The 23,451-nt window shown below is 44.2% G+C and carries 28 protein-coding genes; 6 read left to right on the plus strand and 22 right to left on the minus strand.

Going from position 1 to position 23,451, the window contains the following annotated elements; all coding sequences use genetic code 11:
• Positions 1-68: 68 nt before the first annotated feature.
• A complete protein-coding gene (locus AC4E8B_RS13735; RefSeq protein WP_490213944.1) occupies positions 69-269 on the minus strand; it encodes a hypothetical protein in 201 nt (66 codons plus the stop codon).
• Positions 270-482: 213 nt separating this feature from the next.
• Positions 483-626 (minus strand): hypothetical protein, encoded by a 144-nt coding sequence (locus AC4E8B_RS13740; protein WP_490213945.1) that lies wholly within the window; start codon positions 624-626, stop codon positions 483-485.
• A gap of 201 nt (positions 627-827) precedes the next feature.
• Here AC4E8B_RS13740 and AC4E8B_RS13745 point away from each other — a divergent pair, with 201 nt between their 5' ends.
• The 3 genes from AC4E8B_RS13745 (at position 828) to AC4E8B_RS13755 (ending at position 3,596) form a co-directional block, all read left to right on the plus strand.
• Positions 828-2,051: a Bcr/CflA family efflux MFS transporter gene (locus AC4E8B_RS13745; protein WP_490219678.1), complete on the plus strand. Its 1,224-nt coding sequence runs from the start codon at positions 828-830 to the stop codon at positions 2,049-2,051.
• A 366-nt stretch (positions 2,052-2,417) separates the two neighbouring features.
• Entirely contained in the window at positions 2,418-3,035 is a 618-nt protein-coding gene (locus tag AC4E8B_RS13750) for a DUF421 domain-containing protein (RefSeq protein ID WP_490213946.1), read from the plus strand.
• 30 nt (positions 3,036-3,065) lie between these two features.
• Positions 3,066-3,596 carry a DUF2238 domain-containing protein gene (locus AC4E8B_RS13755; protein WP_490213947.1) on the plus strand — a complete coding sequence of 177 codons (531 nt, stop codon included), beginning with the start codon at positions 3,066-3,068 and terminating at the stop codon, positions 3,594-3,596.
• Between the two features lie 31 nt (positions 3,597-3,627).
• Here AC4E8B_RS13755 and mgrA read toward each other — a convergent pair whose 3' ends face one another.
• From mgrA to AC4E8B_RS13800, 9 genes are all read right to left on the minus strand, one after another.
• The gene (mgrA, locus tag AC4E8B_RS13760; protein WP_490213948.1) at positions 3,628-4,620 is read right to left on the minus strand and encodes an L-glyceraldehyde 3-phosphate reductase; all 993 of its coding nucleotides are present in this window, start codon (positions 4,618-4,620) and stop codon (positions 3,628-3,630) included.
• 133 nt (positions 4,621-4,753) lie between these two features.
• On the minus strand, positions 4,754-5,677 hold the full coding sequence (locus AC4E8B_RS13765) for an ROK family protein (RefSeq protein WP_490213949.1): 924 nt from the start codon (positions 5,675-5,677) through the stop codon (positions 4,754-4,756).
• Between the two features lie 48 nt (positions 5,678-5,725).
• Positions 5,726-6,742: a LacI family DNA-binding transcriptional regulator gene (locus AC4E8B_RS13770; protein ID WP_490213950.1), complete on the minus strand. Its 1,017-nt coding sequence runs from the start codon at positions 6,740-6,742 to the stop codon at positions 5,726-5,728.
• Positions 6,743-6,833: 91 nt separating this feature from the next.
• Positions 6,834-7,676, minus strand: coding sequence for a carbohydrate ABC transporter permease (locus AC4E8B_RS13775; protein ID WP_490213951.1), 843 nt, complete (start codon positions 7,674-7,676; stop codon positions 6,834-6,836).
• Positions 7,673-8,638 (minus strand): carbohydrate ABC transporter permease, encoded by a 966-nt coding sequence (locus AC4E8B_RS13780; protein WP_490213952.1) that lies wholly within the window; start codon positions 8,636-8,638, stop codon positions 7,673-7,675. The genes AC4E8B_RS13775 and AC4E8B_RS13780 overlap by 4 nt, the downstream gene beginning before the upstream one ends.
• A gap of 67 nt (positions 8,639-8,705) precedes the next feature.
• Positions 8,706-10,001, minus strand: a complete 1,296-nt coding sequence (locus AC4E8B_RS13785; protein WP_490213953.1) for an ABC transporter substrate-binding protein — start codon at positions 9,999-10,001, stop codon at positions 8,706-8,708.
• A 364-nt stretch (positions 10,002-10,365) separates the two neighbouring features.
• The gene (locus AC4E8B_RS13790) at positions 10,366-11,805 is read right to left on the minus strand and encodes a glycoside hydrolase family 1 protein (protein ID WP_490213954.1); all 1,440 of its coding nucleotides are present in this window, start codon (positions 11,803-11,805) and stop codon (positions 10,366-10,368) included.
• A gap of 128 nt (positions 11,806-11,933) precedes the next feature.
• Positions 11,934-12,518: a GNAT family N-acetyltransferase gene (locus AC4E8B_RS13795; protein ID WP_490213955.1), complete on the minus strand. Its 585-nt coding sequence runs from the start codon at positions 12,516-12,518 to the stop codon at positions 11,934-11,936.
• Positions 12,519-12,637: 119 nt separating this feature from the next.
• On the minus strand, positions 12,638-13,246 hold the full coding sequence (locus AC4E8B_RS13800; protein ID WP_490213956.1) for an alpha/beta hydrolase: 609 nt from the start codon (positions 13,244-13,246) through the stop codon (positions 12,638-12,640).
• A 276-nt stretch (positions 13,247-13,522) separates the two neighbouring features.
• Between AC4E8B_RS13800 and AC4E8B_RS13805 the strand changes: the two genes are divergently transcribed.
• The gene (locus AC4E8B_RS13805) at positions 13,523-13,930 is read left to right on the plus strand and encodes a pentapeptide repeat-containing protein (RefSeq protein ID WP_490213957.1); all 408 of its coding nucleotides are present in this window, start codon (positions 13,523-13,525) and stop codon (positions 13,928-13,930) included.
• 93 nt (positions 13,931-14,023) lie between these two features.
• Here the strand turns inward: AC4E8B_RS13805 and AC4E8B_RS13810 are convergent, their stop codons facing one another.
• From AC4E8B_RS13810 to AC4E8B_RS13840, 7 genes are all read right to left on the minus strand, one after another.
• Positions 14,024-14,377, minus strand: coding sequence for a hypothetical protein (locus AC4E8B_RS13810; RefSeq protein WP_490219679.1), 354 nt, complete (start codon positions 14,375-14,377; stop codon positions 14,024-14,026).
• A gap of 53 nt (positions 14,378-14,430) precedes the next feature.
• Positions 14,431-14,589: a hypothetical protein gene (locus AC4E8B_RS13815; RefSeq protein WP_490213958.1), complete on the minus strand. Its 159-nt coding sequence runs from the start codon at positions 14,587-14,589 to the stop codon at positions 14,431-14,433.
• Positions 14,590-14,657: 68 nt separating this feature from the next.
• On the minus strand, positions 14,658-16,325 hold the full coding sequence (locus AC4E8B_RS13820) for a ribonuclease J (protein WP_490213959.1): 1,668 nt from the start codon (positions 16,323-16,325) through the stop codon (positions 14,658-14,660).
• 26 nt (positions 16,326-16,351) lie between these two features.
• Entirely contained in the window at positions 16,352-16,540 is a 189-nt protein-coding gene (locus AC4E8B_RS13825; RefSeq protein WP_490213960.1) for a hypothetical protein, read from the minus strand.
• A 149-nt stretch (positions 16,541-16,689) separates the two neighbouring features.
• On the minus strand, positions 16,690-17,130 hold the full coding sequence (locus tag AC4E8B_RS13830) for a hypothetical protein (protein ID WP_490213961.1): 441 nt from the start codon (positions 17,128-17,130) through the stop codon (positions 16,690-16,692).
• A 572-nt stretch (positions 17,131-17,702) separates the two neighbouring features.
• On the minus strand, positions 17,703-18,356 hold the full coding sequence (locus tag AC4E8B_RS13835) for a hypothetical protein (protein ID WP_490213962.1): 654 nt from the start codon (positions 18,354-18,356) through the stop codon (positions 17,703-17,705).
• Positions 18,357-18,506: 150 nt separating this feature from the next.
• A complete protein-coding gene (locus AC4E8B_RS13840; RefSeq protein ID WP_490213963.1) occupies positions 18,507-18,998 on the minus strand; it encodes an NUDIX domain-containing protein in 492 nt (163 codons plus the stop codon).
• Between the two features lie 200 nt (positions 18,999-19,198).
• Here AC4E8B_RS13840 and AC4E8B_RS13845 point away from each other — a divergent pair, with 200 nt between their 5' ends.
• A complete protein-coding gene (locus tag AC4E8B_RS13845; protein WP_490213964.1) occupies positions 19,199-19,711 on the plus strand; it encodes a CBO0543 family protein in 513 nt (170 codons plus the stop codon).
• A gap of 170 nt (positions 19,712-19,881) precedes the next feature.
• Here AC4E8B_RS13845 and AC4E8B_RS13850 read toward each other — a convergent pair whose 3' ends face one another.
• Positions 19,882-20,436, minus strand: coding sequence for a GNAT family N-acetyltransferase (locus AC4E8B_RS13850; RefSeq protein WP_490213965.1), 555 nt, complete (start codon positions 20,434-20,436; stop codon positions 19,882-19,884).
• Between the two features lie 177 nt (positions 20,437-20,613).
• Here AC4E8B_RS13850 and AC4E8B_RS13855 point away from each other — a divergent pair, with 177 nt between their 5' ends.
• Positions 20,614-20,817: a hypothetical protein gene (locus tag AC4E8B_RS13855; RefSeq protein ID WP_490213966.1), complete on the plus strand. Its 204-nt coding sequence runs from the start codon at positions 20,614-20,616 to the stop codon at positions 20,815-20,817.
• 344 nt (positions 20,818-21,161) lie between these two features.
• On the opposite strand, the gene AC4E8B_RS13860 is transcribed toward AC4E8B_RS13855, so the two are convergent.
• Genes AC4E8B_RS13860 through AC4E8B_RS13870 form a run of 3 tightly spaced genes read right to left on the minus strand, consistent with a single transcriptional unit; the run spans position 21,162 to position 23,148 of the window.
• Positions 21,162-22,010: a GNAT family N-acetyltransferase gene (locus tag AC4E8B_RS13860; protein WP_490213967.1), complete on the minus strand. Its 849-nt coding sequence runs from the start codon at positions 22,008-22,010 to the stop codon at positions 21,162-21,164.
• A gap of 56 nt (positions 22,011-22,066) precedes the next feature.
• Positions 22,067-22,258, minus strand: coding sequence for an amino acid transporter (locus AC4E8B_RS13865; RefSeq protein ID WP_490213968.1), 192 nt, complete (start codon positions 22,256-22,258; stop codon positions 22,067-22,069).
• Between the two features lie 35 nt (positions 22,259-22,293).
• The gene (locus tag AC4E8B_RS13870) at positions 22,294-23,148 is read right to left on the minus strand and encodes a DUF2268 domain-containing putative Zn-dependent protease (protein ID WP_490213969.1); all 855 of its coding nucleotides are present in this window, start codon (positions 23,146-23,148) and stop codon (positions 22,294-22,296) included.
• Between the last annotated feature and the right edge of the window lie 303 nt (positions 23,149-23,451).

The raw sequence follows: 23,451 nt of genomic DNA on the forward strand, positions 1-23,451 counted from the left end.
GCAAACCCGCAAAATAAAAAAGAACCCGCTTGAAAATTTGGGTTCCCGGACTTGCTTTAGTCAGCGGTCTATTTTTTCCCGCTTCCGTTGTTCAGATAATTCGGCCTGTACCGGTCATCATCCCTGGCAGAGTACACAAAGCTTATCCCCATTGCAAATGTACCGAACATGAAGCCAAATAAATAGCCGGCAGAATGGAATCCCGAAACAAAGCTGACAATTGTCGCAGCAAGCAGAACCAGCAGAATTGACAAGAAAACTTTACCCATCCTCCCCCCCCTTTTCCTTAATATACCATATCATATTTTTTAAAAAACTTCCTGTATAAAGTGCCTTAAAAAATCTCCAGCCAGCTGCTGGCACTTGAGAGTATCCCCTTCATCTAACACTTTTACGTTTTTTAAAAGGAAAGGTTTCTTTTTCAAAAGAATTTATACCAGTTTTATAACAAGTTAAAAAATAAACGCCCATTCAGGCGTTTATCATTCTCGGCTGGCTCGCTCGTCATTGTCATTAATTATATTTTTGACATCCTCAACCATACTGTTAAAGGTAGCATTTACAGTATCGATAAGGGTGTTTTGCCCGCTCTCCTCCGGCACGCCTTCTTGATCATCTTTGCGCATGTCAATCACCTCCAAGACTTAGGATGTCTAAAAAGAGGCTTTCCCATGCATTGAAATTCATTCAGCACAACTGCTCCGTTGCTTTTCTGTAAAAATATCATCAATACTATTGCTCTGCACTGGACTTCCTCTTAATGCTGGCGTATACTAGCCATATTTATGCCAAGAATAGCAGATTGCTGGAAAGAAAGGTTTGAGATCATGCTTCAAAATCCAACAGGAAGAGAAAGGCTCGCCCTTGCTTTTCTTCTTAGTTCATTAGGAATCTTAGGGCCATTTAACATCGATATGTACTTGCCGAGCTTTCCGGATATCGGCAGAGATCTGAATGCCTCTGCGTCCCTTGTACAGCTCAGCTTGACCGCCTGTCTGATGGGGCTCGCTGCCGGTCAGATGATTGTCGGGCCGATCAGTGATGCACAAGGCAGGAGAACACCGCTTCTGATTGGGATTTCCCTTTTTAGCATCGCTTCATTATTTTGTGCGCTTGCACCAAATATCACTACTTTTATAGCTGCCCGTTTCTTTCAGGGGTTAACCGCTTCAGCCGGGATTGTCCTGTCGCGTGCAGTTGTCAGGGATGTATTCAGCGGTACAGAGCTGACGAAGTTTTTCTCCTTATTAATGGTGATAAATGCTACCGCTCCGATGATTGCGCCTATGACCGGCGGTGCACTCCTCTTGCTTCCATTCGCCAGCTGGCATACCATTTTTTACTTTTTATGTGCGCTTGGACTGGCCATCGTTACAATCATTTCAATTCGCCTGCCCGAGACGCTTCCTGCTGAAAAGCGCATTCCCAGCAGCCTGGGCGGCACAGTCAAGGCAATGGGCGGCTTGTTCAAGGACCGCTCTTTCATAGGCTATGCCCTGATTGTCGGTTTTGTACATGGAGGAAGCTTTGCTTATGTATCCGGAACACCATTTGTTTACCAGGGAATTTATGGAGTTTCCCCCCAGATATTCAGCATCCTGTTCGGAATTAATGGGATTGCCATCATCACCGGGAGCTTTCTGATCGGCCGCCTCGCCGGCATTGTTCCGGAAAGGACGCTGCTTCGGACAGCCGTCTGCATTGCTGTCAGCGCGACTGCATTATTGCTTACTATGACCATCATTAAGGGGCCGCTGTTTATGCTGGTCATCCCGATATTTATATATATGACGTCTATGGGGATGATCCTTACCAGCTCCTTTACGCTCGCATTGAAAAATCAGGGTCACCGCGCAGGAAGCGCCAGCGCCGTCATCGGCATGATGCCGCTCCTCCTGGGCAGTATCGTCTCCCCTCTTGTCGGGATCAATGAAGCATCCGCCGTACCGATGGGAAGCATCTTATTCACCACATCATTTATCGGCTTCATTCTTTTCTTTACACTGACAAAAGAAAAACAGTCTAATATGAAGCTAAATCCGGAGGGGTAATCCCCTCCTTTTTTGTAGACTTTTGTTCGTGCTCCATGTTGATTTTGTGCTTATGCGTGTGAAACTCTTCTTCAGACGCCTTTTAATAAGTATGATCCTCCGCAGCAGCTTAGTTTTAGTCAGCAAAATTGCTGCTGCAGTGGAATTCTACATAAATCTTTAATTTTTCTACATAATAAAGCAATGATTCTACATAAAAAGGCAATAATTCTACATAAATTAACCGTCATTCTACATAAAATACATTTATTGCCAAAATACTGCACCACTTTAGAATCCACCATACCGTCTATCCGTCACGGATGCATATATTCATGTTTGACTGCAGAAGACTATGCTAAAAGGTTTTTCTGAAAGGTGATGTAAATGGATCTTAATTGGATTTGGAAATCGATCTTGATTGTAGTGGCAGGCACCCTGCTCCTCAGGATAGCCGGCAGGAAATCAATTTCCCAGATGACCCTTGCCCAGACAGTCATTATGATTGGAATCGGTTCTTTGTTAATTCAGCCGCTCGCCGGAAAAAACATTTGGACAACCATCATTGTAGGAGCAATTCTGGTAGTAACCCTGGTCATCATGGAGCTCTTGCAGGTGAAGTTTGATAAGGTTGAGAAATTCATCACCGGAAGAGCAAAAATATTAATCAATAATGGAAATCTTGATGAGAAAGGTCTGAAAAAGGTAAGGCTGACTGTTGACCAGCTGGAGATGAAGCTCCGGCAGAATAATGTCTCAAGCCTTCAGGATGTCAAATGGGCAACATTAGAGCCTAACGGGCAAATTGGATTCGAGCTGAAGGAAGATGCCAAGCCGGCATTGAAAAAGGATATCCAGCAGCTTCAGCAGCAGATGAACCAAATGATCTTGCTGCTGAATGGAAATGCCGTACCTGTGCCCGCCATTGATACGTCAAAACAGGATCTATTTGCGGAAGTGGCCCATAAATCCCATAGCACAGAGCCGCCGGAGCATCTGCAATAAATGGCGGCGAAAAAAAGGATTCTAATTATATTGTGTACTGCTTTCACCATTTTTTTTGCGGCTTTATGCATTTATTATCTTTTCAAAGACGATTCTTCCCGCTGGCAGGTATCTATCGGAGGAATCATCGTAAGCGCACTTCCCTTATTACTGATTTTAGTAAAAAAACCGTTCCCGGCTGCCCTGGTCTTCGGCTACTTTTTGTTCGTATTCTGCTCCATCTGCCTGGGCTCGATCGCAAGCTTCTATGACAAATATGCCTGGTGGGATACCACCCTTCACCTTTATAAAGGAATTTTTGCCGGCATAGCTGCCGTTTTTATCTTTAAGATATTATCCGGCGGAAAAGGGAATTCACGCACACTTTTATTCCTTTTCAGCTTTTCCTTATCTGCCGCAGCGAGCGTCCTCTGGGAAATTTATGAGTTTGCCGGCGACCAGCTTTTCACGGAAACGATGCAGCGCGGCGGCAATAAAGATACCATGCTGGATCTCATTGCCGGCACTTCAGGCGCATTAATAGCAGGATTCTGCATTATTTTGAGATTCAGGAAACTATAACGGCCGGCTCCTAATAGGAACCGGCCATATTTCAGCTTTTTAAAATATCTTCGATCCTGCTTAGCTCTTCAGCCGAAAACTCCAGATTATCCAGCGCAGCGACATTTTCTTCAATCTGGGAGACCCTGCTTGCACCGATCAAAGCAGATGTCACCCGCCCCCCGCGAAGGACCCATGCAAGCGACATTTGAGCAAGGCTCTGCCCGCGTTCAGAAGCGAGTTCATGGAGCTTCCTGACTTTTTCGATTGTTTGCTCTGTCACCTGGTCCCCGCTGAGCGCACCAGTCTCGCTGGCAGCCCTGCTGTCAGCAGGAATTCCGTTTATATACTTGTTGGTCAACAGCCCCTGAGCTAGCGGACAGAAGGCAATCGATCCCACACCGTTTTCTTCCAAAACATCCTGTAGGCCGTCCTCGATCCAGCGGTTAAGCATCGAATAGCTTGGCTGGTGGATAACCAGCGGCGTCCCGAGCCTGTTCAGGATTTTCACAGCTTCTTCAGTCTGCTCTGCCGAATAGCTGCTGATGCCGACATACAAGGCTTTACCCTGCTTCACTATTGAATCCAAAGCTCCCATCGTTTCCTCCAGCGGCGTGTCCGGGTCAGGGCGGTGTGAGTAGAAAATGTCCACATAATCAAGCCCCATCCGCTTCAAACTTTGGTCCAGACTTGAAATGAGATATTTCCTGCTTCCCCACTCCCCATAGGGTCCGGGCCACATATAATAGCCAGCCTTCGTGGATATAATCATTTCATCTCTGTAAGGGGCAAAATCCGACTTCATCATCCGGCCGAACATTTCCTCAGCCGATCCTGCCGGAGGGCCATAGTTATTGGCCAGGTCGAAATGGGTTATTCCCAGGTCAAATGCCCTCCTGAGCATTCCCCTCCCATTTTCATATGTATCAGTTCCACCGAAATTATGCCATAAACCAAGGGAAATGGCTGGCAGCCTTAGCCCTGAGCGTCCGCTCCGATTGTACTTCATAGTTTCATAGCGCTGTTCACCTGCAAGATACACCATCAATATTCCTCCTTTAAGCAATACTAGCAGCTCATTTCCATATTAAACGCTTTCATGAAGCTTCACAAAAAAACTGCCCATGCCATGCTTTCTTTTTAAATGAAAAAAATAAAGATTAGCCGAAAACTAATCTTTATCTTAAGTCCATTACTATATCTTTCGCCTTTTGGCGCTGTAAAAAATGGTACAGCGCTCCAATAAGATTGGAGTCGTTCCCAAATTTGCATACCTCGGCTTTTACATCAAGCGAGTGGATATCAGATTTCATGCTTGCAAGAACTCTATTGATTCTCTCACAAAAATCATGTCTGCCTGATATCGCACCGCCGATAAGAATTTTTTCAGGATCGATAATATAATGCAGATTCAGAATGCCGACAGCCAGGCGTTTGTAGAAGCGCTCTATTTCTTCCTGGATTTCTTTATCTCCGCCCTCTGCCATTTCAAACACTTTACGGCCGTCCAGTGTTTCAGGATCCAAACCTTTTCTGGCTGCTGCAATATTGACCAGTGCACCAGTGGCACCAAGATCGCTCCAGCTTCTTCCTAAAGGATTATCTAAATAATCCTCCATGATCATATAGCCGAACTCTCCGCCATGGAAGCTCGCTCCATGCCTCACTTTTTTGTCCAGGACAATGGCTCCGCCGATTCCAGTCCCAATAACTATGCATATATAATCCCGAACATCCTTTGCAGCACCGATCCATCCTTCTGCAAGGCCGGCACAATTCGCATCATTTTCCAGCTCCGCCGGAAGCCCTGTCCTTCTTTCCACCAGCTCCCTGATATTCGGGCCATGTACATATGGAACGGCGCTTGCCCCATGGATGGTCCCGCTTACCACATCGACCGCTCCCGGCATGCTCATCGCGATTCCCTCCACGGGGCTAATGAACTCGATTTCCTCGACAGCCTTTCCGATCGCTTCTATAAGTGCTTCAATGCCTTCCTTTGGAGTCGGGATTGATGACTTTTTTATAATGCTGCCCGCTTCATCCATCAAGGCATATTTTATGGATGAGCCCCCTACATCAAATGCTGCATAATTTCTCAATGCTCCTACCCCCATGTATCCTTCCGCCAAAGGATCATTTTCCTTCTATTACATATGTGTTCCGCAGGATTCCCTGATGATCAGCTCAGAGTCGATCAGGGCAGGCCGCGGCTGGGATTTGCCGTTGATTAGATCGTTCAGCATATAAGCCGACAATTTCCCGAATTTCTCTTTATCCTGCTTGACTGTCGAAAGCTTGGGATCGCTGTAGCGGCAGGCGGCAATATCATCGCAGCCAATCACCCTTATATCGTGAGGGACGGAAAGCCCGGCTTCCTTAATAGCCCTTAGTGCTCCAAGCGCCATTAAATCGGAGGCTGCAAAGACAGCTTCGGGCTTCCTTTTCCCTTCAAGGATCCTTTGCATGCACTGATACCCGCTGCCTTCATGATAATCGCCGTATTGGATCCAGTCTTCCCTGATTTCAAGGCCGAACTGGTTCATCGCCTCAAGGAATCCTTTTTTTCTTAAATTGGAAATTACAGACCCCTTCATTCCTCCGATGAAACCAACATCCCTGACAGAATTGAGATAAAGATGCTCAATAACCTTTCGGGAGAGATTCACATTATCAGTCATGACAAAGGCCGATTTCGGGCCGGTCAGTTCAATGTCGATCCCGATGCAAGGAAAATCAGCCTTAGCGAGCTCATGTACTGCTTCCTCCACTTCTTCCCCGGCAATGACAAGACAGCCGTCCACATTAAAATGTCTGCACCTTGCCATATAACTCCCATTGTCCTGCCGGAAATTTTCATTGGAGAACATCAGGATATCATAGCCAAGCATGCCGATATTTTTTTTAAAAGAAGAAATGACTTCGTTGAAATATGGGTGGGTCATGTCTACATTGATTTTGCCGGCATAAATAAGGCCGATGAGATTGGATTTTTTTGTAGCGAGCGATCTGGCCGAAAAATTCGGTTCATAATCCATCTCATGAATGACAGCCATAACCTTTTTCTTCGTTCTTTCACTGATGCCTCCGTAATTATTGATGACCTTAGAAACGGTTGCGGCCGAGACGCCAGCAATTTCCGCAATATTTTTTATCGTTAGGCTCATGAGAATCCCTTCTGCTTCCAAAATATGTTCTTTATTACTAGATTACTAGCTGTTTCCTTTCGTTTCAATCTCCAGAATCAGAAAGGTCCGATTATTTTACAGACCCTTCTGTGATGCTGGAAATGAAAAGCTTGTTGAACAGCAGGAATATGACCAAAAGAGGCACCGTAGCCCAGAATACGCCGGACATGATCATTCCGAAATCGATATTATGAGTGTTGCTCAGATTAGCAAGTGCAACTTGTATCGTATACATTTCCGGATCCCTCAGCACCGTGAACTGCCATAGGAACTCTCCCCATACTGCCGTAAACACGATAATTCCAAGCGTTGCAAAGGCAGGTAGGATGATGGGCAGAACGATGCTTCTGTAAATCCGGAAATTGGAGCACCCATCCAGCTTTGCCGCTTCAATCAGCTCATCCGGAACAGCTTCATTCACATATTGCCTCATCAGGAAAATTCCTAAAGGATTCAGGAAGAACAAGACCATCACTCCAGAAAGTGTATCAAGAAGCCCTGCCTTGGAAATCAGGAAATACTGGGGAATGAGGCCGAGCTGCGGCGGAATGATCATCGTCACCAGGATTGAGATGAAAAGAATATTCTTCCCGGGAAACTTAAATTTTGCAAATGCGAAACCGGCCAGGGAACTGATAGCCAGAACCACGAGTGTAACAACCGCACAGATGATAAAGGAATTCAGCATTGCGTTGAAAAAATCAATATTGCTCAGCACTTTCTTGAAATTGGCCACCAGCAGATTCCCAGGTGTCAGCGTCGGGGGAATCGTGTTGTATGCTGAGCTTGGGCTTGTTGCCATCACAAACATCCAATAAAAAGGGAAAAGGGAAATTAAAGAAGCAATGCCCAGAAACAGATAGATCGGCAGATTCCCTTTTCCGGGTTTCTTTCTGGCTGTGTTCATGCTCATTTAGTTGCCCTCCTTTTTCCCCGCCCATATCCTGATGTCAGCATAGTATTGATAGTTGCGAAAGCAGCGATGATGACAAGCAGGATGATGGCTGTTGCAGATGCTGTACCAAATGATTGAAGCTTGAACGCATCACGGTACAAATACATAACAATCGTCATTGCTTCGTCCCTTGAAAATGCTCCGGCCCCAAGGAATACAGTAGGTTCTGAGAACAGCTGGAGCGCACCGACTGTTGAGAAGAAAACAGTCAGGAGAATAAACGGCTTCAGCAGCGGAAGTGTTATGTAAAACAGCTGCTGCGTTTTGCTTGCTCCATCGATTGTTGCCGCCTCGTATAAGTCATTTGGAATACTTTGGATCCCTGCCAGGAAAATGATCGTATTATAGCCGACCCATCTCCAGAAGACCATAATGGAAATTGCGATTTTCGTGCCCCATTCCGAAGCTCCCCAGTTGACCGGATCAAAGCCGAAGAGGCTTAAGACATAGTTGGCCAGCGAGGTTTCATGGTTGCTGAACAGGACGCTGAAAATTAAGGCAACAGCCACCATCGAGGTGATATATGGCATGAAAATGGTCACCCGGAAAAAATTCTTGAACCGGATGAACGTAAGATTGAGCAGAAAGGCGAGGATGATCCCGACAATCAGCTGCGGGGCTGTTCCTAAAAGCCCCATCACGATTGTGTTGTAAACCGACTTCCAGAAAAGCGGATCTTCCAATACAATCTTGAAATTATTCAGTCCGGCAAATGTCATCGGGCTCAGCCCGTTCCATTTCTGGAATGCCAGGTACAAGCTGAAAATGGCCGGATAAAGGCCGATAATAGCAAAAATGATAAAAAAAGGTGCTATATATAAATAGCCGGATATCATATCCTTTTTAGCTTCAGACAAATGCTTCTTCGTTCCAGGCAATGGCCTCTTATTCGGTTTGCTTTCTTTGGCAGCCGTTTGCATGTTCCCGCCTCATTTCTATCATAAATCAGGAAATGGCTTTAGAAAGCCATTTCCTTTTTTTAATTCTTTATCTTCCTATCAGGTCTTTAGCCCGTTTAATGGCTGCTTTCCATTCTTTTTCAGGATCCTTGCCGTTTTGGACATTCTTCAGGGCATTTGTAATTTCCTGGTGAACCGGGAAGTATTTTTCTCCCTTATAGACGGCTCCCTGGATATCCTGTGCCGCTTCTGCAAACACGCTGGATGTTACCTGTCCGCCGAAAAATTCATCTTCATTCGATTTGAACTCTTCCATATCATAAACAGCCGGTGCAGATGGGAAAAGGCCCTTGCTCTGGAAAGATTCAAGCTGGCGGTCCGGCGATACTAGCCATTCAACAAAGTCATACGCCGCCTGCGCATTTTTGGTTTCCTTTGGAACAGCAATATATGAGCCGCCCCAGTTTGCAGCGAATTCCTTCGGAAGCGTGGCTACTTTCCACTTGCCTACAGCATCAGGAGCATTTCCTTCCATCCAGCCTTTAAGCCAGCCAGCCCCGAGCTCTGCTGCAAACTCGCCTTTATTCACCGCATTGGACCATTCCGGCGACCACATCTCATATTTCCCGACAATTCCCAATTCATCAAGCTTAACGGCATAATCATAAGCTTCCTTCACTGCATTTCCATCTTCCTCCAGAAGAAGCTCGCCCTTTGGATTCAGATAAGTCGACTCAGCCGAATCCAAGTATGCCCTGTAAGCCATTTCAATGCTGTCGACGAAAGGCTTCCCGGTTTTTTCTTTCACCTGCAGGCCCGCTTCCTGGAAAGCTTCAGGCGAGTTGATGAGAGCTGCAACCTCGGCAGGATCTGTAGGAAGGCCGGCTTCCTCAAAGATGTCTGAACGATAGTATAAAGCCTTTGGCCCAATATCGGTCGGCATGCCGAACAGGAAGTCCCCATCCGTGTTCTCTCCGCCTTGCCATTTCCAATCCAGATATTGATCCTGGACATCCTTGGCACCTAGATCGTATAAGTTCTCAAACCGGTCCTGGGCAACTTTGAAGCGGTCAAACTGGTCAATTTCCAGCATGGCGATGTCAGGCGCCCCACTGCCGGCTGACAAGGAAGTAAATAAGGCATCATGATGATCTGCGGTCTCTGATGATTTCACTTTGATTTTGACATTCGGGTTTTCTTCTGTATATTTTTTGGCAAGCTCCTCATAATTGGTCGCTCCGAACGTCCAGAAGCTTAAAGTCACGTCACCGCCCCCATCCGATCCTCCGGATGAAGTTTCTTCGCCGCTGCAGGCGGCAAGTGATAATGCCAGAACAGATGATGCTCCGAATGCCGCTATTTTTTTCAGGCTGTTCCATTTCAAGTGAATCTCCCCCAATATTATTAAGTAAATTTAAACCATCCCTCTAGAGAACCTGCCTATCCTGCCTTAAGCCACCCCCTCCGAAAGTATCCAAGGACCTGTCGCATCTTTTTACGGAAACCGCTTTCGTTCTTTACCGGAAACCGCTTTCATTTGTAATTATATGAGCCTATTTTTAAGAAATCAACTATATTTTTGAAAATTTAGTCAATAATTTTTCTGAATACTAGATTAATATAATATTTTCAAAACTAAAAATGTTTCTGAATGCTGCATATTCACTCCATTTCACTCATATTCCCCAAATTTAGAAACCGATTTCCAAACAAAAAGAGAGCCTATCGCTCTCTTTTTATTAATTAGCTTATAATGTGTCTCCATTGCTTTTTATTACTTCACTATACCAATAAAAACTCTTCTTTTTAGTTCTTTTAAGGTCATGCTCTCCTTCTTCATGCTGATTGACATACACAAAACCATACCTCTTCTGGAAGCCGTTCAGCCAGCTCAGCAGGTCGGTAAATGACCAGACGCAATAGCCAAGCAGGTCCACTCCATCAGAAATGGCTTCCTGCATGGACTGGATATGAGAACGGATAAAGGCAATCCGGTACTCATCATTCACCGTGCCATCTTCTTCAAGCTTATCGAATTCTCCCAGCCCGTTTTCACTGATCAACACTGGAAGCTGATATCTGCTTGTGATCCGGCGCAGTGCCACTCGCAGCCCCTGAGGATCGATTGTCCAGTCCCAGTTCGTTTTTTCCAGGGACGGGTTGTCAGCTGTTCTATATAAGCCGGGCACACCTGACGCTTTAGTGGTCCCTTTTTTGCCAGTGGTATTCATTTCGCCTTCAGCCACACCCCCATCAAGCGGATTCGCTTCAAAGGTTGCTGTCTGATAATAATTCAGCCCCATAAAATCAGGCTTCCCTGCCTGCAAAAGCTCCCAGTCCCCCGCTTCCACTTCAGGGGCGATCCCTTCATTCTCTAAATAATTCCAGGCTGCTTTCGGGTACTTGCCCCATGCGTAGACATCCATCCACCAGTGGCTGTTGAGCTCTTCTGCGTTTTCACTGGCAATGATATCCTTTGGTTCAGGAGAGCGCGGATAAGAAGGCGTGTACGCAAAGCTCGGCCCGATTTTCCCTTCCGGCACATAATTACGGAATGCTTTTATAACACTGGCATTGGCCAGATTTGCATGGTGATTCACCTGGTAAAAAAGCTTGTCATCCTTGACTCCAGGCGGATGCATGGCATTACGGTAGCCAAACATCGTGAAAATATTCTGCTCGTTCAGGCTGACCCAATATTTGACCCTATCGCCGAAACGCTTAAACAGCTCTGAACTGTATGCCGTAAAGTCTTCAATGATCTGCCGGGATTCCCAGCCGCCGTATTCCTCCTGGAGTGCCTGCGGCAGATCCCAGTGATAAAGAGTAATGATGGGTTCAATATCATGTTTGATCAGCTCATTGATCAGTGAATCATAAAATTCGATGCCCTTTTCATTCACTTTTCCCTTTCCTTCAGGAAAAATTCTCGTCCAGGCAACTGAAAAACGGTATGCCTTCAATCCCATTTGAGCCATCAGCTGCACATCTTCTTTAAAGTGCCGGTAATGGCCAACAGCCACATCGCCAGTCGTCCCTTTAAATGTCTTGCCGGGAATCCGGACAAATTCATCCCAATTGGAAAGACCTTTGCCATCTTCGTTCCAGCCACCTTCTACCTGATAGGCCGCAGAAGCAGCCCCCCAAAGGAAATTCTGCGGAAAAGCCTTCAATTCTTTATGTATCATCTTCACTGCCCCTTTCTTTTTATTGAAACCGGTTTCCTAAAACAGTATAACAAATTCTGATAAAACAATATATTCAGAAATATAATTCCGCATAATTTTTTATAAAAAAAGAACCGCTTAGGGCGGCTCTAAATAGTCGTGCTATGTAAAATATCATCTGTTTCTCTGCTTGTATACTCTTTTTTCAGGAGACCGTATACTATATGGTCTACATAATGATCATAGAGCCATTCTGCATCCCGTATAATGCCTTCTTCCGTGAAACCGTGCCGTAGCGGCAAAGCCCGGCTTTTCACATTGCCGGCAGCAGCCCTTACTTCAATCCGGTTGAGGCATGCTTCTGAGAATCCATATTCTACAAGGGCTGAGAAAGCACTGTTCATGATTCCTTTTCCCTGATACTTCTCACCAAGCCAGTAGCCTAATACGCCGATTTTGTGAATCCGGCTGATTTCATTGAAACCAATCGTGCCGGCAATCTTCCCCTTGTAAATGATGGCCGCAGCCTGGGGATGCTTTCCATTCTTCTCATACGCACTGAGAGAGGATTGAATAAAACCGGCTGAATCCTCTGCTGTCTTGGTATAATCCAGCCAGCCCAGCCATTCTTTTAAATATTCCTTTGACTCGATTGTCAGATTAAAAAGTTCGTCAGCATCCTCCGGCTGATAAAGCCTGAGTGAAATTTCAGCATCCAAATCCAGATGAAACATGAATACTCCCCCTAGAGTTTTCACTATTTTACCATAATTGCCCTTAATATATATATAGATTTACCAAGAAAAAGGCTGACCATAAAAATGGCCAGCATCTGTTAAGTAATCATAATCTTTTATTTTACTTTGCTCTTATACCATTCTGCCGCAGCCTCTGCCTCCTGAGATGTCAGCTGATGTCCATAATTCTCCCAGTGCAGCTCAACATCAGCATTGGCATCTTCCAGTAGAGATGTGAGTTCTTCTGATTCTGCAGATGGGCAGATCGGATCGTTTTTGCCGGCAGCGATGAAGACTGTGGTTCCGGTCAGGTCAGGCAGCTCGACACCCCTTCTTGGCACCATCGGATGGTGAAGGATCGCACCTTTTAAGGCGTCTTTATAGTGAAATAATAAACTGGCAGCTATATTGGCACCATTAGAATAGCCTACGGCGAAGATATTGCTGCGGTCAAACTCATATTTGGCAGCTGCTTCATCCAGGAATTCATTCAGTTCATTTGTGCGGAAAACAAGATCTTCTTCATCAAATACACCTTCCGATAATCTCCGGAAGAAGCGCGGCATCCCATTTTCCAGCACATTCCCCCTCACGCTGAGTACAGAGGCTTCTTCATCTATAATCACTGACAGCGGAATCAGGTCCCTTTCATTTCCCCCAGTCCCGTGCAGCAGCAGGAGTGTCGGCTTATCCGGGTTTGAGCCCTTTCGAAAAATATGTTCCATCCCATTCACCTTCCAGTATTGTTTAATTGTTTTGTCTATCTCTGATTTCCCCTATTTTGGCAGTGTTTAACCTTCTGATGTTTACCTTTAATTCGAGATAATTCTAAGATGGTTCCGAGATAATGTCAACAGGTATGTATCTATGAGCGATCATTTGTAAAAATCACCCACTCTGATGACTGGCACCATGTTATAATTTACTATATATTCGTTCAAAGGAAGTTTCCGTTTTGCCTTTAAAGACAAACTGCTTATGACAACATAAAATTACTAGCAATGCTTGATGCAAAATCCATAATGGCTCTGGATGTTCATGCACACAGAAGCATAGTCAATGAGCTGCTGGTCAAAAGCAGCGAACTTTACAGGAAAGGCATCCAGCATAAGAAAAAATCTAAAATATCTAAGCTGAAAAAAAGCATGGATTTTATTGGTGCAAAGCTAAAAGGTGAAGATTTAAGGGGAACAAGTCTGAGGGGGGCGCTTCTGATTGCGGCAGATCTGCAGAATGCTGATCTGCGGAAAAGCGATTTGATCGGTGCTGATTTGCGGGATGCCAATCTTTGCGGAGCTGACCTCACGGGGTGTATATTTTTAACCCAGGCCCAGGTGAATGCATCTTTTGGAAACCTTTCGACTAAGCTGCCACCCGCCCTTAAGATACCTGCCCATTGGAACAGGTGATTTTTTCGCAAATAAGCAAACTAAATGTAAAATTAATTTACATAATATGATTATTAAAAACAAACAAAGGGAGATTCATTCAAGTGAATTTCCCTACTGCCTGTATTCTGCATTATATGAATTTTCGCCGGAATGGACTGACAGCAGTGTATCAGCATAGCCTACAAGACGATTGACAATTTCATCACAGACTGCGTAAACAAACTTATGCCTGTGTGCATGGTAAAGTGCCGGATCATCCCAAACAATCGTTGTATTGATATTAAAATGCTTTGTATCGTAAATATTATAATGGATGATTGCCTTTCCTGCTGCTCCTCCCGTCTGCGGATCCTGGTATCCTGGCAGGAACACATACCATTCTTCAGCAGTAGGGGAACGGAAATTTTTAGTGAATGATAGTCCTGCTATCGCTTCACTGACTTCCTTATTAGTCTCTTCATCCATTGCTTCAAACAAATTATTGCTCAACCCGATCCTTCCTTCTATGAACAAAGTGTTTACTTACACGGCCTGTGTGCCTTATGGAGGCAAGAACGGCAAAACCCCATTTCATTTTCGAATGGAAACCAGTTCTCGCAGTTCAAGCATCTTTTATACAGCACCCGGTCAATCAGCAGATCATAGCCATAATAAGTTTTCAGCTTTTCAATCTTCATGATTCAGCCTCCCTGCTTAAGCATATGGGCAATATATGCAGGAAGGCTGGGCGGTGCAGCTTGGGCTTTTAAATCTCAATAATGATCGGCAGAATCATCGGCTTCCTTTTCGTTTCGGAAAATAAATATTGCCCGACTGACTTCTTAATTTTCTGCTTTGTAGAATTTCTTTGGTAATAATTCTCCTGCCTCAGATCATTAACCGTGCTTTTAACAATACTATTCACCTTTCGCAGCAGATCATCGGACTCACGCGTATAGACAAAGCCCCGAGATATAGTATCAGGCCCTGAGACAATTTTCCTTTCCTTCTTGCTGAAGGTGAAGACGATGACAAGCATCCCATCCTCTGACAGCTGCTTCCTGTCTCGGAGAACAACCTCGCCGACATCTCCGACACCCATCCCGTCAATGAGGGTATTCCCTGATGGCACCTCCCTTGTCTGACGGGCCGTGCCATCTTCAATATCCACCACATCACCGTTTTTCACAATAAATGTGTGCCCCTCTTCAACACCTGCAGACTCAGCCAGCAATCTGTGATGGTGCAGCATCCGGTATTCCCCGTGGATCGGAATGAAATACTTAGGCTTCATCAAAGTTAGCATCAGCTTAAGGTCCTCCTGATAACCGTGCCCGGAAACGTGCATCCCGGTTGAAGTGCCTGAGCCATAGATAACGTTCGCTCCAAGCATATAAAGATTGTCGATGATTTTGGTCACACCCCGTTCGTTTCCAGGTATCGGACCGGCTGCAAGGATGACCGTATCGCCCGGCAGCACTTCGGCATCCCTGAAATTATTGGTAGACAAACGGGCCAGAGCGGCCATCGGCTCCCCCTGGCTCCCTGTGCATAAAATACATACCTTTTCGGGCGGATGAGAGTCAATGTCCGCACCCTGGATCAGCATGCCTTCAGGTATAGTCAGATAGCCGCGTTCCATCGCGACCCCCACTACATTGATCATGCTCCTGCCCAGGAGTGCGAGCTTGCGTCCCGTTTTAAAGCAGGCATCCGCCACCTGCTGGACCCTGTTCACATTTGACGCGAAAGTCGAAATGACCACCTTCCGCGGCGCCTTGATAAAGGCTTCCAGGATATGATCGCCGACAATTCGTTCAGACGGAGAAAATCCTGCCCTCTCTGCATTGGTACTTTCAGAAAGAAGAGCAAGCACTCCCTTTGTTCCCAGCTCAGCCATCTTATGGATATCAGCATACTGCTCATTCATAGGCGTCAGATCGAATTTGAAGTCCCCAGTATGAACTATCATCCCTTCAGGTGTTTGGAAGGCAATCCCGAGACAGTCGGGAATGCTGTGATTGACTTTAAAAAAGCTTGCCTGTATGCTGCCAAAGTCCAAAACTGTATCAGAATCTATCTGGTTAAGCTCTGAATCAGACAGGATTCCGTGTTCTGATAATTTCAATTCAATAAGGCCCAATGTAAATCTTGTTCCATATACAGGCACATTCAACCGTTTGAGAAAATAGCCGATGCCTCCAATATGGTCTTCATGTCCATGTGTGATGATCATCCCTTTTATCTTTGCCTGGTTTTCTTGAAGATAAGAAATATCAGGAATGATTAAATCTATGCCCATCAGGCTTTCATCCGGAAACTTCCCTCCGCAGTCAATGACCACAATATCTTCTCCAGTTTGAAGAACATACATATTTTTGCCGATTTCATTCACGCCGCCAAGGGCGAAAATAGACACCGCTCCATCCTTCATGCACTTACCCTCCTAATCTTATGCCACTAGCTTGGCTGGTTCCAAATCCTGTCCAGATTCAATGGAACATACACCTTTTCCCCATTGATTTGCTTATGTACAATTGGCTGCCTGAAATAATGGTCTAAAGACAAGTCCTCATTTTCATTTTTATGCCTTGCTGAACTGTTTTGCCCAAGCAGCTTTTCCAACCGGGTCTCTGATTGATGCATCATGATGTGCCCCCTTGTCAAAACTTCTTACACTGTTAATATGACCCATAGGGAATGATATTATTTCCAGACAGCTGTAAAAATCTGATCTTGATATAGATTAGTAATTGCTATCTTTCCGGCCTTTTTTCGATAAAAAAGGCCGCTTCCTGTTAGAAGCAGCCCTCATCCATATAATCTGACTTTTTGATTTCATTCTGATTCACCCGCCAGGCAAGTATGCCGGCAAATAATCCAGCAGCCATATTGGCAGCCATATAAACAAAGCACTCTCCCGCTAAATCTTCGTTTACAGTAAAAGCAGCCATGTCAGAAAAAACAATAAACCCTGCAATTATCCCCCAGCCAAACGCCCATTTCAGCATAAATACGCCCATACCGCGAGGTTCATCTTTATTCTTCCATCTGACAAGACGCTGCTTCCTGGTCATATTCCGCTCTTTATAGATCAGCAAAGCCAGCAGCATTATAATAATGCCTGCTGTCATCCTAATCAGAAAAGCCGGCCAGCCTTGATCAGCGGTGAAAGCTAAATATATTTTATAGAAAGATACGGACAAAGAAAACAGAATCAATATAATTTTAAAAAACATGCTCAACATCTCCCCAGAAGTGGATGATTTTGGCTGAGGAATTCTCAGGAAAAATAGTATATAATGTCATTCGAATCTAATAGTCAGAAGGTACATAATGTTATATCAAAAATTTCTAATAGCCATTGCAGTTTCCTTTATCTATTCCATATCTTCGTATGTAATAAGCTTTATTCTTACAGGTCCGATACCTCTGCTGGATACTCTGCTCGGGCTGTTTCTCACAATAATGTTTTCGCTTGCCGTTATTTTACGGTCTCCCCGTTTCCATGCTCGCTTCTGCGGCTGCCGCTCTTTTTAAAAAGAGGATAGCACTCCAGCTTGTATTTTCAGCAAGCATTTATGCTGGCTTTACTTTTGCAGTTCTGCTTTTAGTGCAAGATGATTTACTGCTAAGGACTTCAGCCATCATCTTTCATTACTATTTTTCCTGCTTGATGTCCTGTTTGACACCAGAATGAGACGCTGGATGCTCTCCGGTTTGCCGCGGATAAATTAGAGGGATGCTGCAAAGGAATTTGCATCGCACCCCTTAGTTTTATTCAGTTATTATCACAAGCAATACAATGACTTCAAAGCCGCCTTTCCTTCCCCTCAGCCTCAATCACAATATTAATATAGCTTCCTTCTCCGCTATCCACATAATGATCCATTCCTGACACGTCTATATCAGCTTCAAGTTCAATGAAACGGTCTTCGTTTGGATTAAGCTGTATGCTAAAAGGGCCTGCCTCATTCATTAGGGATGCAAATCGTACTTCAGTGTCAGGATATTCCCTAAAAGAAAGACTGAATTCAGTTCCGCGGCTGCTATAGTTCTTTAAGGGAACTGTACAGGTTGCATGTACGTGTTTCCGTTCCCCCGCTTCAATTGAGCAAGAGCTCAGTTCTTTTTCATACTTTACAGCGTATATCCCGCTTGCTGCTGTTTTTTGATACATATCCGCCAAGAATGGAGGAATCAGGGAAACAGCGAGAATAGCAGCGAAAATGGCCCGTCCCTTAAACATGTCCAATGACTTGGCCAGCAGATAAAAACTCCCCATAAGCAATATAAGGATAATAATTCCTGGCAAATGAAATCCGCTCTCCAAAGTGACCGGTATATTGAATACGGTGATTAAGCCCTCGCCCAGCGGATACTTATGCGGAAAAGGGAAATTCAAAACCATGACGGCACCAAGAAGAACGAGAGCCACTGTAAACATTCTCTTATTATTAATCATGCAAAACACCCCGCTGCGTTTATCATCTGCTTAATATACGGATGAAAAAGAAAAATGTTTCAATTCAGCCTGCAGTCTTCCTTTTTTCAAAGGTCCTGATATTCAGAAAGCAGCCAAGTGGCCCAACAAAACTACTGTTTCTTCTGCACTTTACTTCCCGGCAGGATCTGGTATATGCTCCCCGAGCTGATGTTCCTCAATAAGCTCCAAATTCCTTTTATTTAGCGCGTATTCTATTATATGTTCCTTTATATTTGGATAGAGGATGATTTCATGAAGTTCGGATAGCTTTACCCACCTTACACCTGTTTGGTGCTGATCAGGATTATCCGGCAATTTTGCTTGTGACCCATCTTTTAAGCTGCATTCAAACATCAGACAAAGTGAATGTGTTCCTCCAAACCGGCCGTCCGAGTTATGAGGAGCATATTCATACGCAAATGCGAGCGCCCCTACTTCTACATCCACGTCTGCCTCCTCCTTAGCTTCCCTTCTGGCAGCTTCCCTGACTGTTTCACCGGGTTCGGCTCCGCCGGACGGAAGATTATAATGGAGACCATTTTCATCGTTGAATTCAATCAGCAGGATTGCATCATCTTTAATAATCACAGCCCCTGCTTTGACTCTTATATGATATGACATCAAACTATCCTCCTCTTTTTTGGTTTTCATAAATCTCCTCTATAAAATTCGAATGGTGCAACTGCCCGCTTTCAATTGGATTCGGCACACAATTGCAAAAATCATGCTTAGTACTGATAATATAGTCTTTTCTGCTTTGCTGATTGAGTATTTTCATTTGTGGATATACTGTTTACTATCATTTTGGAGAGGCTAAAGATATGTATCTGTTATTGGTTATTATTGTCTATATTTTATTTGCGGTCTATCTTGTCGACTGGAAGCGCTGGAACGAATTTTATCCGACCATCCAATATTTCGTTATCTGCAATCTTCTTTACAATTTTCTTTTTTATCAGCATCCTCTATGGAGTTACCATGCAGTGACAGTTGGATGGCTCAACCACACACTGATTGAATTAACCTTCACTTTTTTTATCTTGCCGGTTGTTCTTATGATTTACCTCAGGTTTTATCCTAAAGGCAAAAAGCGGTTCACTTATATATCCATATGGATTGCTTATTTCACCGTACTAGAATATATATTTTATAAAAAAGGTCTTTTTATCTATGACAACGGGTGGAATATCCTTTGTTCCGGCCTATTTAATATCATTCTTTTCACAATGGTCAGGCTTCACAGTAAAAAGCCAAACCTTGCACTAGTTGTCTCCTTGCCGATAATCATCATTCTGCTTTGCATCTTCCATCCAGGCTTAAAAGTTTTAAAGTAATCGGGGTGCTTTCATGGAACCTAACCCAATACCCACACCAGTCTTTCTGATCCTGGCTATTACCATTTACATTTCTATGGCCATCTATCTCAACAGAAAAAAATAACGTGCCAGGCACCTCAAATGGACACTTTGACCCGCTTTGTCTTTTGGCGGTGCCTGACACAAGCTCATTGATATCTCACAAAAATGAGAAAGTCCTTCCATTCACCATATTCATAAGCAAACTTCTTCCTGGTGCCTTCTAAGTGAAATCCGCTTCTTTCGGCCAGGGTGACGGATGGGTGGTTATCGGTGTTTATATGAAGTTCAAGACGATGAAAGCCCAGTTTCTCATGGAATACTTCAGCTGCTGCTGAAACGGCTTCTGTTCCGTAGCCTTTTTTCCAGAACTGATTATGAAGAGAGTAGCCCATCATTCCCCACTGATAGTCCATTCTGAGGATGGTAAACAGCTCAACTTTGCCGATATTGAGGCCATCTTTTTTCCGGAAGATCCCGAGATTTGTCATCTGATCCTTCCTTGCTGCAATTTCAGATCGTTCAATCCACTTCTCAAACCACTCTTTTGTGTTTTTTTCCATATTCTCGGGTCTTCCTTCATCATACTTATATAATGAAGGATTTCTGCCTGCAAAAGCAGAGAACCAGTTTTCATAATCAGACAGCACAAATGGCCGTATGATAAGCCTTTCTGTCTCATTCGATGCTATGCACAAATCCATTCTTCTCTCCCCTTCCAATTCTTTTCTCTTCCATGGAGAGAAGACAGAATCCTTCTTTTCGGCACAAGAATTCAATCCCAACTTGACAAATCGGATATGTAGGGATTATAGTTGTACATAATATCTTATATCACTTATTGCTTAAGCCTTAGAAAATAATTGAGGGGGATGAGCATTTTGATCATGACAAAGGAAGAATCCCGAAGAAGTTTAATTCTCGATAAACTGATGGCCATTGCACAATTCCAGAACAAAACAGAACTTGGGGAAATGACTTGCACGGAGCTCGAGGGGCTTTATTTAAGCCAGCTTTTCTCTTCATCCTCACATCCCCACAGCGGACAAAAATCAATCCGGTTAATCGGAAAAAATAAATCATAATAAAGGTGGAGAGCCAAATATGCTCTCCACCTTTTTCACCTTCTTCCCAGCATTTGAAGTTCATTGACTGGTACAAACGAGCAGCCTTCTTCTGTTAATGATGACAAAATTCCTTCAATCGTTTCAAGCTCTCCTCCAGACTGAACATAAATAGGAAGGATGGGAATGATAGACCCCGGCTGAACGGTATCTTTTACAACTTTTTCCTTTTGATCCTAGAAGTATGTATCCGGCTCTACATCCCGCATGATGGTGTCCTGCCCCATTTTCTTCAAGGTATAAGGAAGCCTGATCAGCTTCTTTCTTCGCACTTTCCTGTTTCAGCAGTTACCTCAATGTGACACTTAGCCAAATGCCTGGGCTGCCAGGGCGTAAAGCATGCCGTTTCTTGGAGGCATTGTATCATCGTTTAAAATCATAATCGGAGGTGATGCTGCCAAAGTGAACCCGCTGGATTCCAAATATGAGTGAAAGACAGTCTGCCCTGAAGGCACATCAATCCGCAGCTGGCTATGATGGCCGGCCGCAAGCTGGTCAAACAGCAGGATGGCTGTATCGGTATCTTCAGCAGCAATGGGGCCAATAATCAGATTGACTGGCCCCTGGATGGCAAGACCATAGCCCGCAAGCTTTCCTTCTCCATTTAGAGCAATCAGGCATTCTTTTGACTGTGCAATCCTATTCTTCAGGAAAACCGTTCTTCCATCCCCGAATGCTGCTTTATCGAATTCTGCTACATTTTCAAAATACTCAGGGCTGAACCTCTTTATCTCCGATACTCTCCCTTTCTTAACAGTGAGAGCAGGTTTGTAATCCCGGCAAAGATACTTCTTGATATTATCCACTTCAGTAAAGCCCAGTCTAAGATAAAGCGGCCGTCCTTCTTCTGTACTGACAAGCAAAACAGATTTTCCTTCATCCGCTGCATCCAAACAGCTTTGGACAGCCTCTTTTGCAAGGCCCTTCCCTCTTGCGCGAGGATCAACAATGACCATTCCAAGCCATGCCAGGCTGGTGTTATACGGGATAAGTGCTGAACAGGAAACAAGCTCTCCATCCGGCGTTATATGGCCAAAGACGGTTCCGGAATTGAGCAACGTCAAGATTTCTTCCCTTTCATAATCCCAGCCGACAGAGGCTGAAAGTCTTATCAGTCCTGATATATCTTCTTCATTCAATCTTATTAAAGTCATACCCTCTTCAATCAATTTCATTTCTTTCTCTCTACCCTCTCTCAGCTGCTTATTTCTCAATTAAAAAAGGAAAATATGAGGACGGCAGCAATCGAAACAAGGAAAAAGCCAATAATGACAAACTTCAGGATCCTAATTGGCTTCGGAAGGCTTCGCACAGCATCCGCATCAGGCAGTCCCTCAATCTTTTTCATATGATCAACTGCATCATTCATTGGTTCTTTGCCATCCATATTGTCATCTCCCATTTACTCTTTATACATAGTATTCGCTGTTTTGGCCCTCATTCCTTTAAAAGGGAAGGTTTCTTTCTGGCAGAAATGCAGGCTTCCATGATGCTGCCTGTTTCCATTAAAGTTAAGTCCTTAAGGCAAATTCCTGCATCCATCAGGCATTTTATTATTCGTGCCCCGGCAAAATAGCCGCTCCTCCCCTGAGCCTCTGTACCTATGAAGTATTTCTCAATCATTCGGTTATTAAGAGGACGATTCATGTCTTTAAATATTTCCGCCTCTATCTCTGAAGAATTTATATATAGATATTGATAATGGCTTAAATTCATCATCAAAGCACCTGCAATCCGGGATTCATCATAACCCCTGCCGGATAATTCAAGTGAAGCCCACACAGCCAGCCCTTCAGCAACTAACAGCTGCTTTACAGTCATATTATTAAAATCCTCCTTTCCTCTTAGTGTGTAAAAGCGAGCCATATGACTGAACTCATGAGGCAGGAGGATTTCCGGTTCTCTTCCTTCAAGGAGCTCTAGTCCAAGAAAAATGATTGGGTCCCTTGAAGGGGGAGCTGCACCGTCGCTGAACCCCAGGCCAGTCAGCATGTAAACAGTGAAATCTTCGTAAAAGCCAAAATAGGTGCTGCATTTTTTTAAAAGCATCTCCACCCTATTCAGGGGAAATTGAGATTTCCCTATCACGGATTGAGCGAGCAATTCTTTAAAATCTAATTGTTGGATGATACCTTGTAAGTCATCCTTATTTAATTTATACACGCTGCTGAACAATGGATTAAATACAGCTGTGAATTTATTATAATAGGCTTCCCATGCTCTATAATTTCCAGTGCTTTCTGCCATTTTTGCTGCTATTTTAAATTCATTAAAACCTTCAATTATTTTCATACCCTGAACCTCCTGATCTTTCTAATTCGTAAAGATTGTTGCTATTAATTATAACAAAGAATACTTTACATTTTATGGTATTTTTTAAAGAGAGGCATATTCAGCTAACATGGCAGGATAATGAAAGAATGGTTTGTAAAAATGTTTTGAGTGAAAAGCAAGCCTAAAAATAAGCGGAGATTTTCCGGTTAGGCTGCTGAATATGGCAGAGGCGGGAATAAATAAGCGGACAAATTCCGGTTAAGAGGAGCGAAGCTGCCCATTTTGCTGTTTTTTGAGTCGATAGTCGGAATTTCTCCGTCT

Source organism: Bacillus sp. SRL543, from assembly GCF_984799205.1.

Coding starts and splice junctions, on each gene's coding strand:
- AC4E8B_RS13735 (WP_490213944.1), bottom strand. CDS start 269: ATGGGTAAAGTTTTCTTGTCAATTCTGCTGGTTCTGCTTGCTGCGACA.
- AC4E8B_RS13740 (WP_490213945.1), bottom strand. CDS start 626: ATGCGCAAAGATGATCAAGAAGGCGTGCCGGAGGAGAGCGGGCAAAAC.
- AC4E8B_RS13745 (WP_490219678.1), top strand. CDS start 828: ATGCTTCAAAATCCAACAGGAAGAGAAAGGCTCGCCCTTGCTTTTCTT.
- AC4E8B_RS13750 (WP_490213946.1), top strand. CDS start 2,418: ATGGATCTTAATTGGATTTGGAAATCGATCTTGATTGTAGTGGCAGGC.
- mgrA (WP_490213948.1), bottom strand. CDS start 4,620: ATGGTGTATCTTGCAGGTGAACAGCGCTATGAAACTATGAAGTACAAT.
- AC4E8B_RS13770 (WP_490213950.1), bottom strand. CDS start 6,742: ATGAGCCTAACGATAAAAAATATTGCGGAAATTGCTGGCGTCTCGGCC.
- AC4E8B_RS13775 (WP_490213951.1), bottom strand. CDS start 7,676: ATGAGCATGAACACAGCCAGAAAGAAACCCGGAAAAGGGAATCTGCCG.
- AC4E8B_RS13780 (WP_490213952.1), bottom strand. CDS start 8,638: ATGCAAACGGCTGCCAAAGAAAGCAAACCGAATAAGAGGCCATTGCCT.
- AC4E8B_RS13790 (WP_490213954.1), bottom strand. CDS start 11,805: ATGATACATAAAGAATTGAAGGCTTTTCCGCAGAATTTCCTTTGGGGG.
- AC4E8B_RS13795 (WP_490213955.1), bottom strand. CDS start 12,518: ATGTTTCATCTGGATTTGGATGCTGAAATTTCACTCAGGCTTTATCAG.
- AC4E8B_RS13800 (WP_490213956.1), bottom strand. CDS start 13,246: ATGGAACATATTTTTCGAAAGGGCTCAAACCCGGATAAGCCGACACTC.
- AC4E8B_RS13805 (WP_490213957.1), top strand. CDS start 13,523: ATGCTTGATGCAAAATCCATAATGGCTCTGGATGTTCATGCACACAGA.
- AC4E8B_RS13810 (WP_490219679.1), bottom strand. CDS start 14,377: ATGGATGAAGAGACTAATAAGGAAGTCAGTGAAGCGATAGCAGGACTA.
- AC4E8B_RS13815 (WP_490213958.1), bottom strand. CDS start 14,589: ATGAAGATTGAAAAGCTGAAAACTTATTATGGCTATGATCTGCTGATT.
- AC4E8B_RS13820 (WP_490213959.1), bottom strand. CDS start 16,325: ATGAAGGATGGAGCGGTGTCTATTTTCGCCCTTGGCGGCGTGAATGAA.
- AC4E8B_RS13825 (WP_490213960.1), bottom strand. CDS start 16,540: ATGATGCATCAATCAGAGACCCGGTTGGAAAAGCTGCTTGGGCAAAAC.
- AC4E8B_RS13830 (WP_490213961.1), bottom strand. CDS start 17,130: ATGTTTTTTAAAATTATATTGATTCTGTTTTCTTTGTCCGTATCTTTC.
- AC4E8B_RS13835 (WP_490213962.1), bottom strand. CDS start 18,356: ATGATTAATAATAAGAGAATGTTTACAGTGGCTCTCGTTCTTCTTGGT.
- AC4E8B_RS13840 (WP_490213963.1), bottom strand. CDS start 18,998: ATGTCATATCATATAAGAGTCAAAGCAGGGGCTGTGATTATTAAAGAT.
- AC4E8B_RS13845 (WP_490213964.1), top strand. CDS start 19,199: ATGTATCTGTTATTGGTTATTATTGTCTATATTTTATTTGCGGTCTAT.
- AC4E8B_RS13850 (WP_490213965.1), bottom strand. CDS start 20,436: ATGGATTTGTGCATAGCATCGAATGAGACAGAAAGGCTTATCATACGG.
- AC4E8B_RS13860 (WP_490213967.1), bottom strand. CDS start 22,010: ATGACTTTAATAAGATTGAATGAAGAAGATATATCAGGACTGATAAGA.
- AC4E8B_RS13865 (WP_490213968.1), bottom strand. CDS start 22,258: ATGGGAGATGACAATATGGATGGCAAAGAACCAATGAATGATGCAGTT.
- AC4E8B_RS13870 (WP_490213969.1), bottom strand. CDS start 23,148: ATGAAAATAATTGAAGGTTTTAATGAATTTAAAATAGCAGCAAAAATG.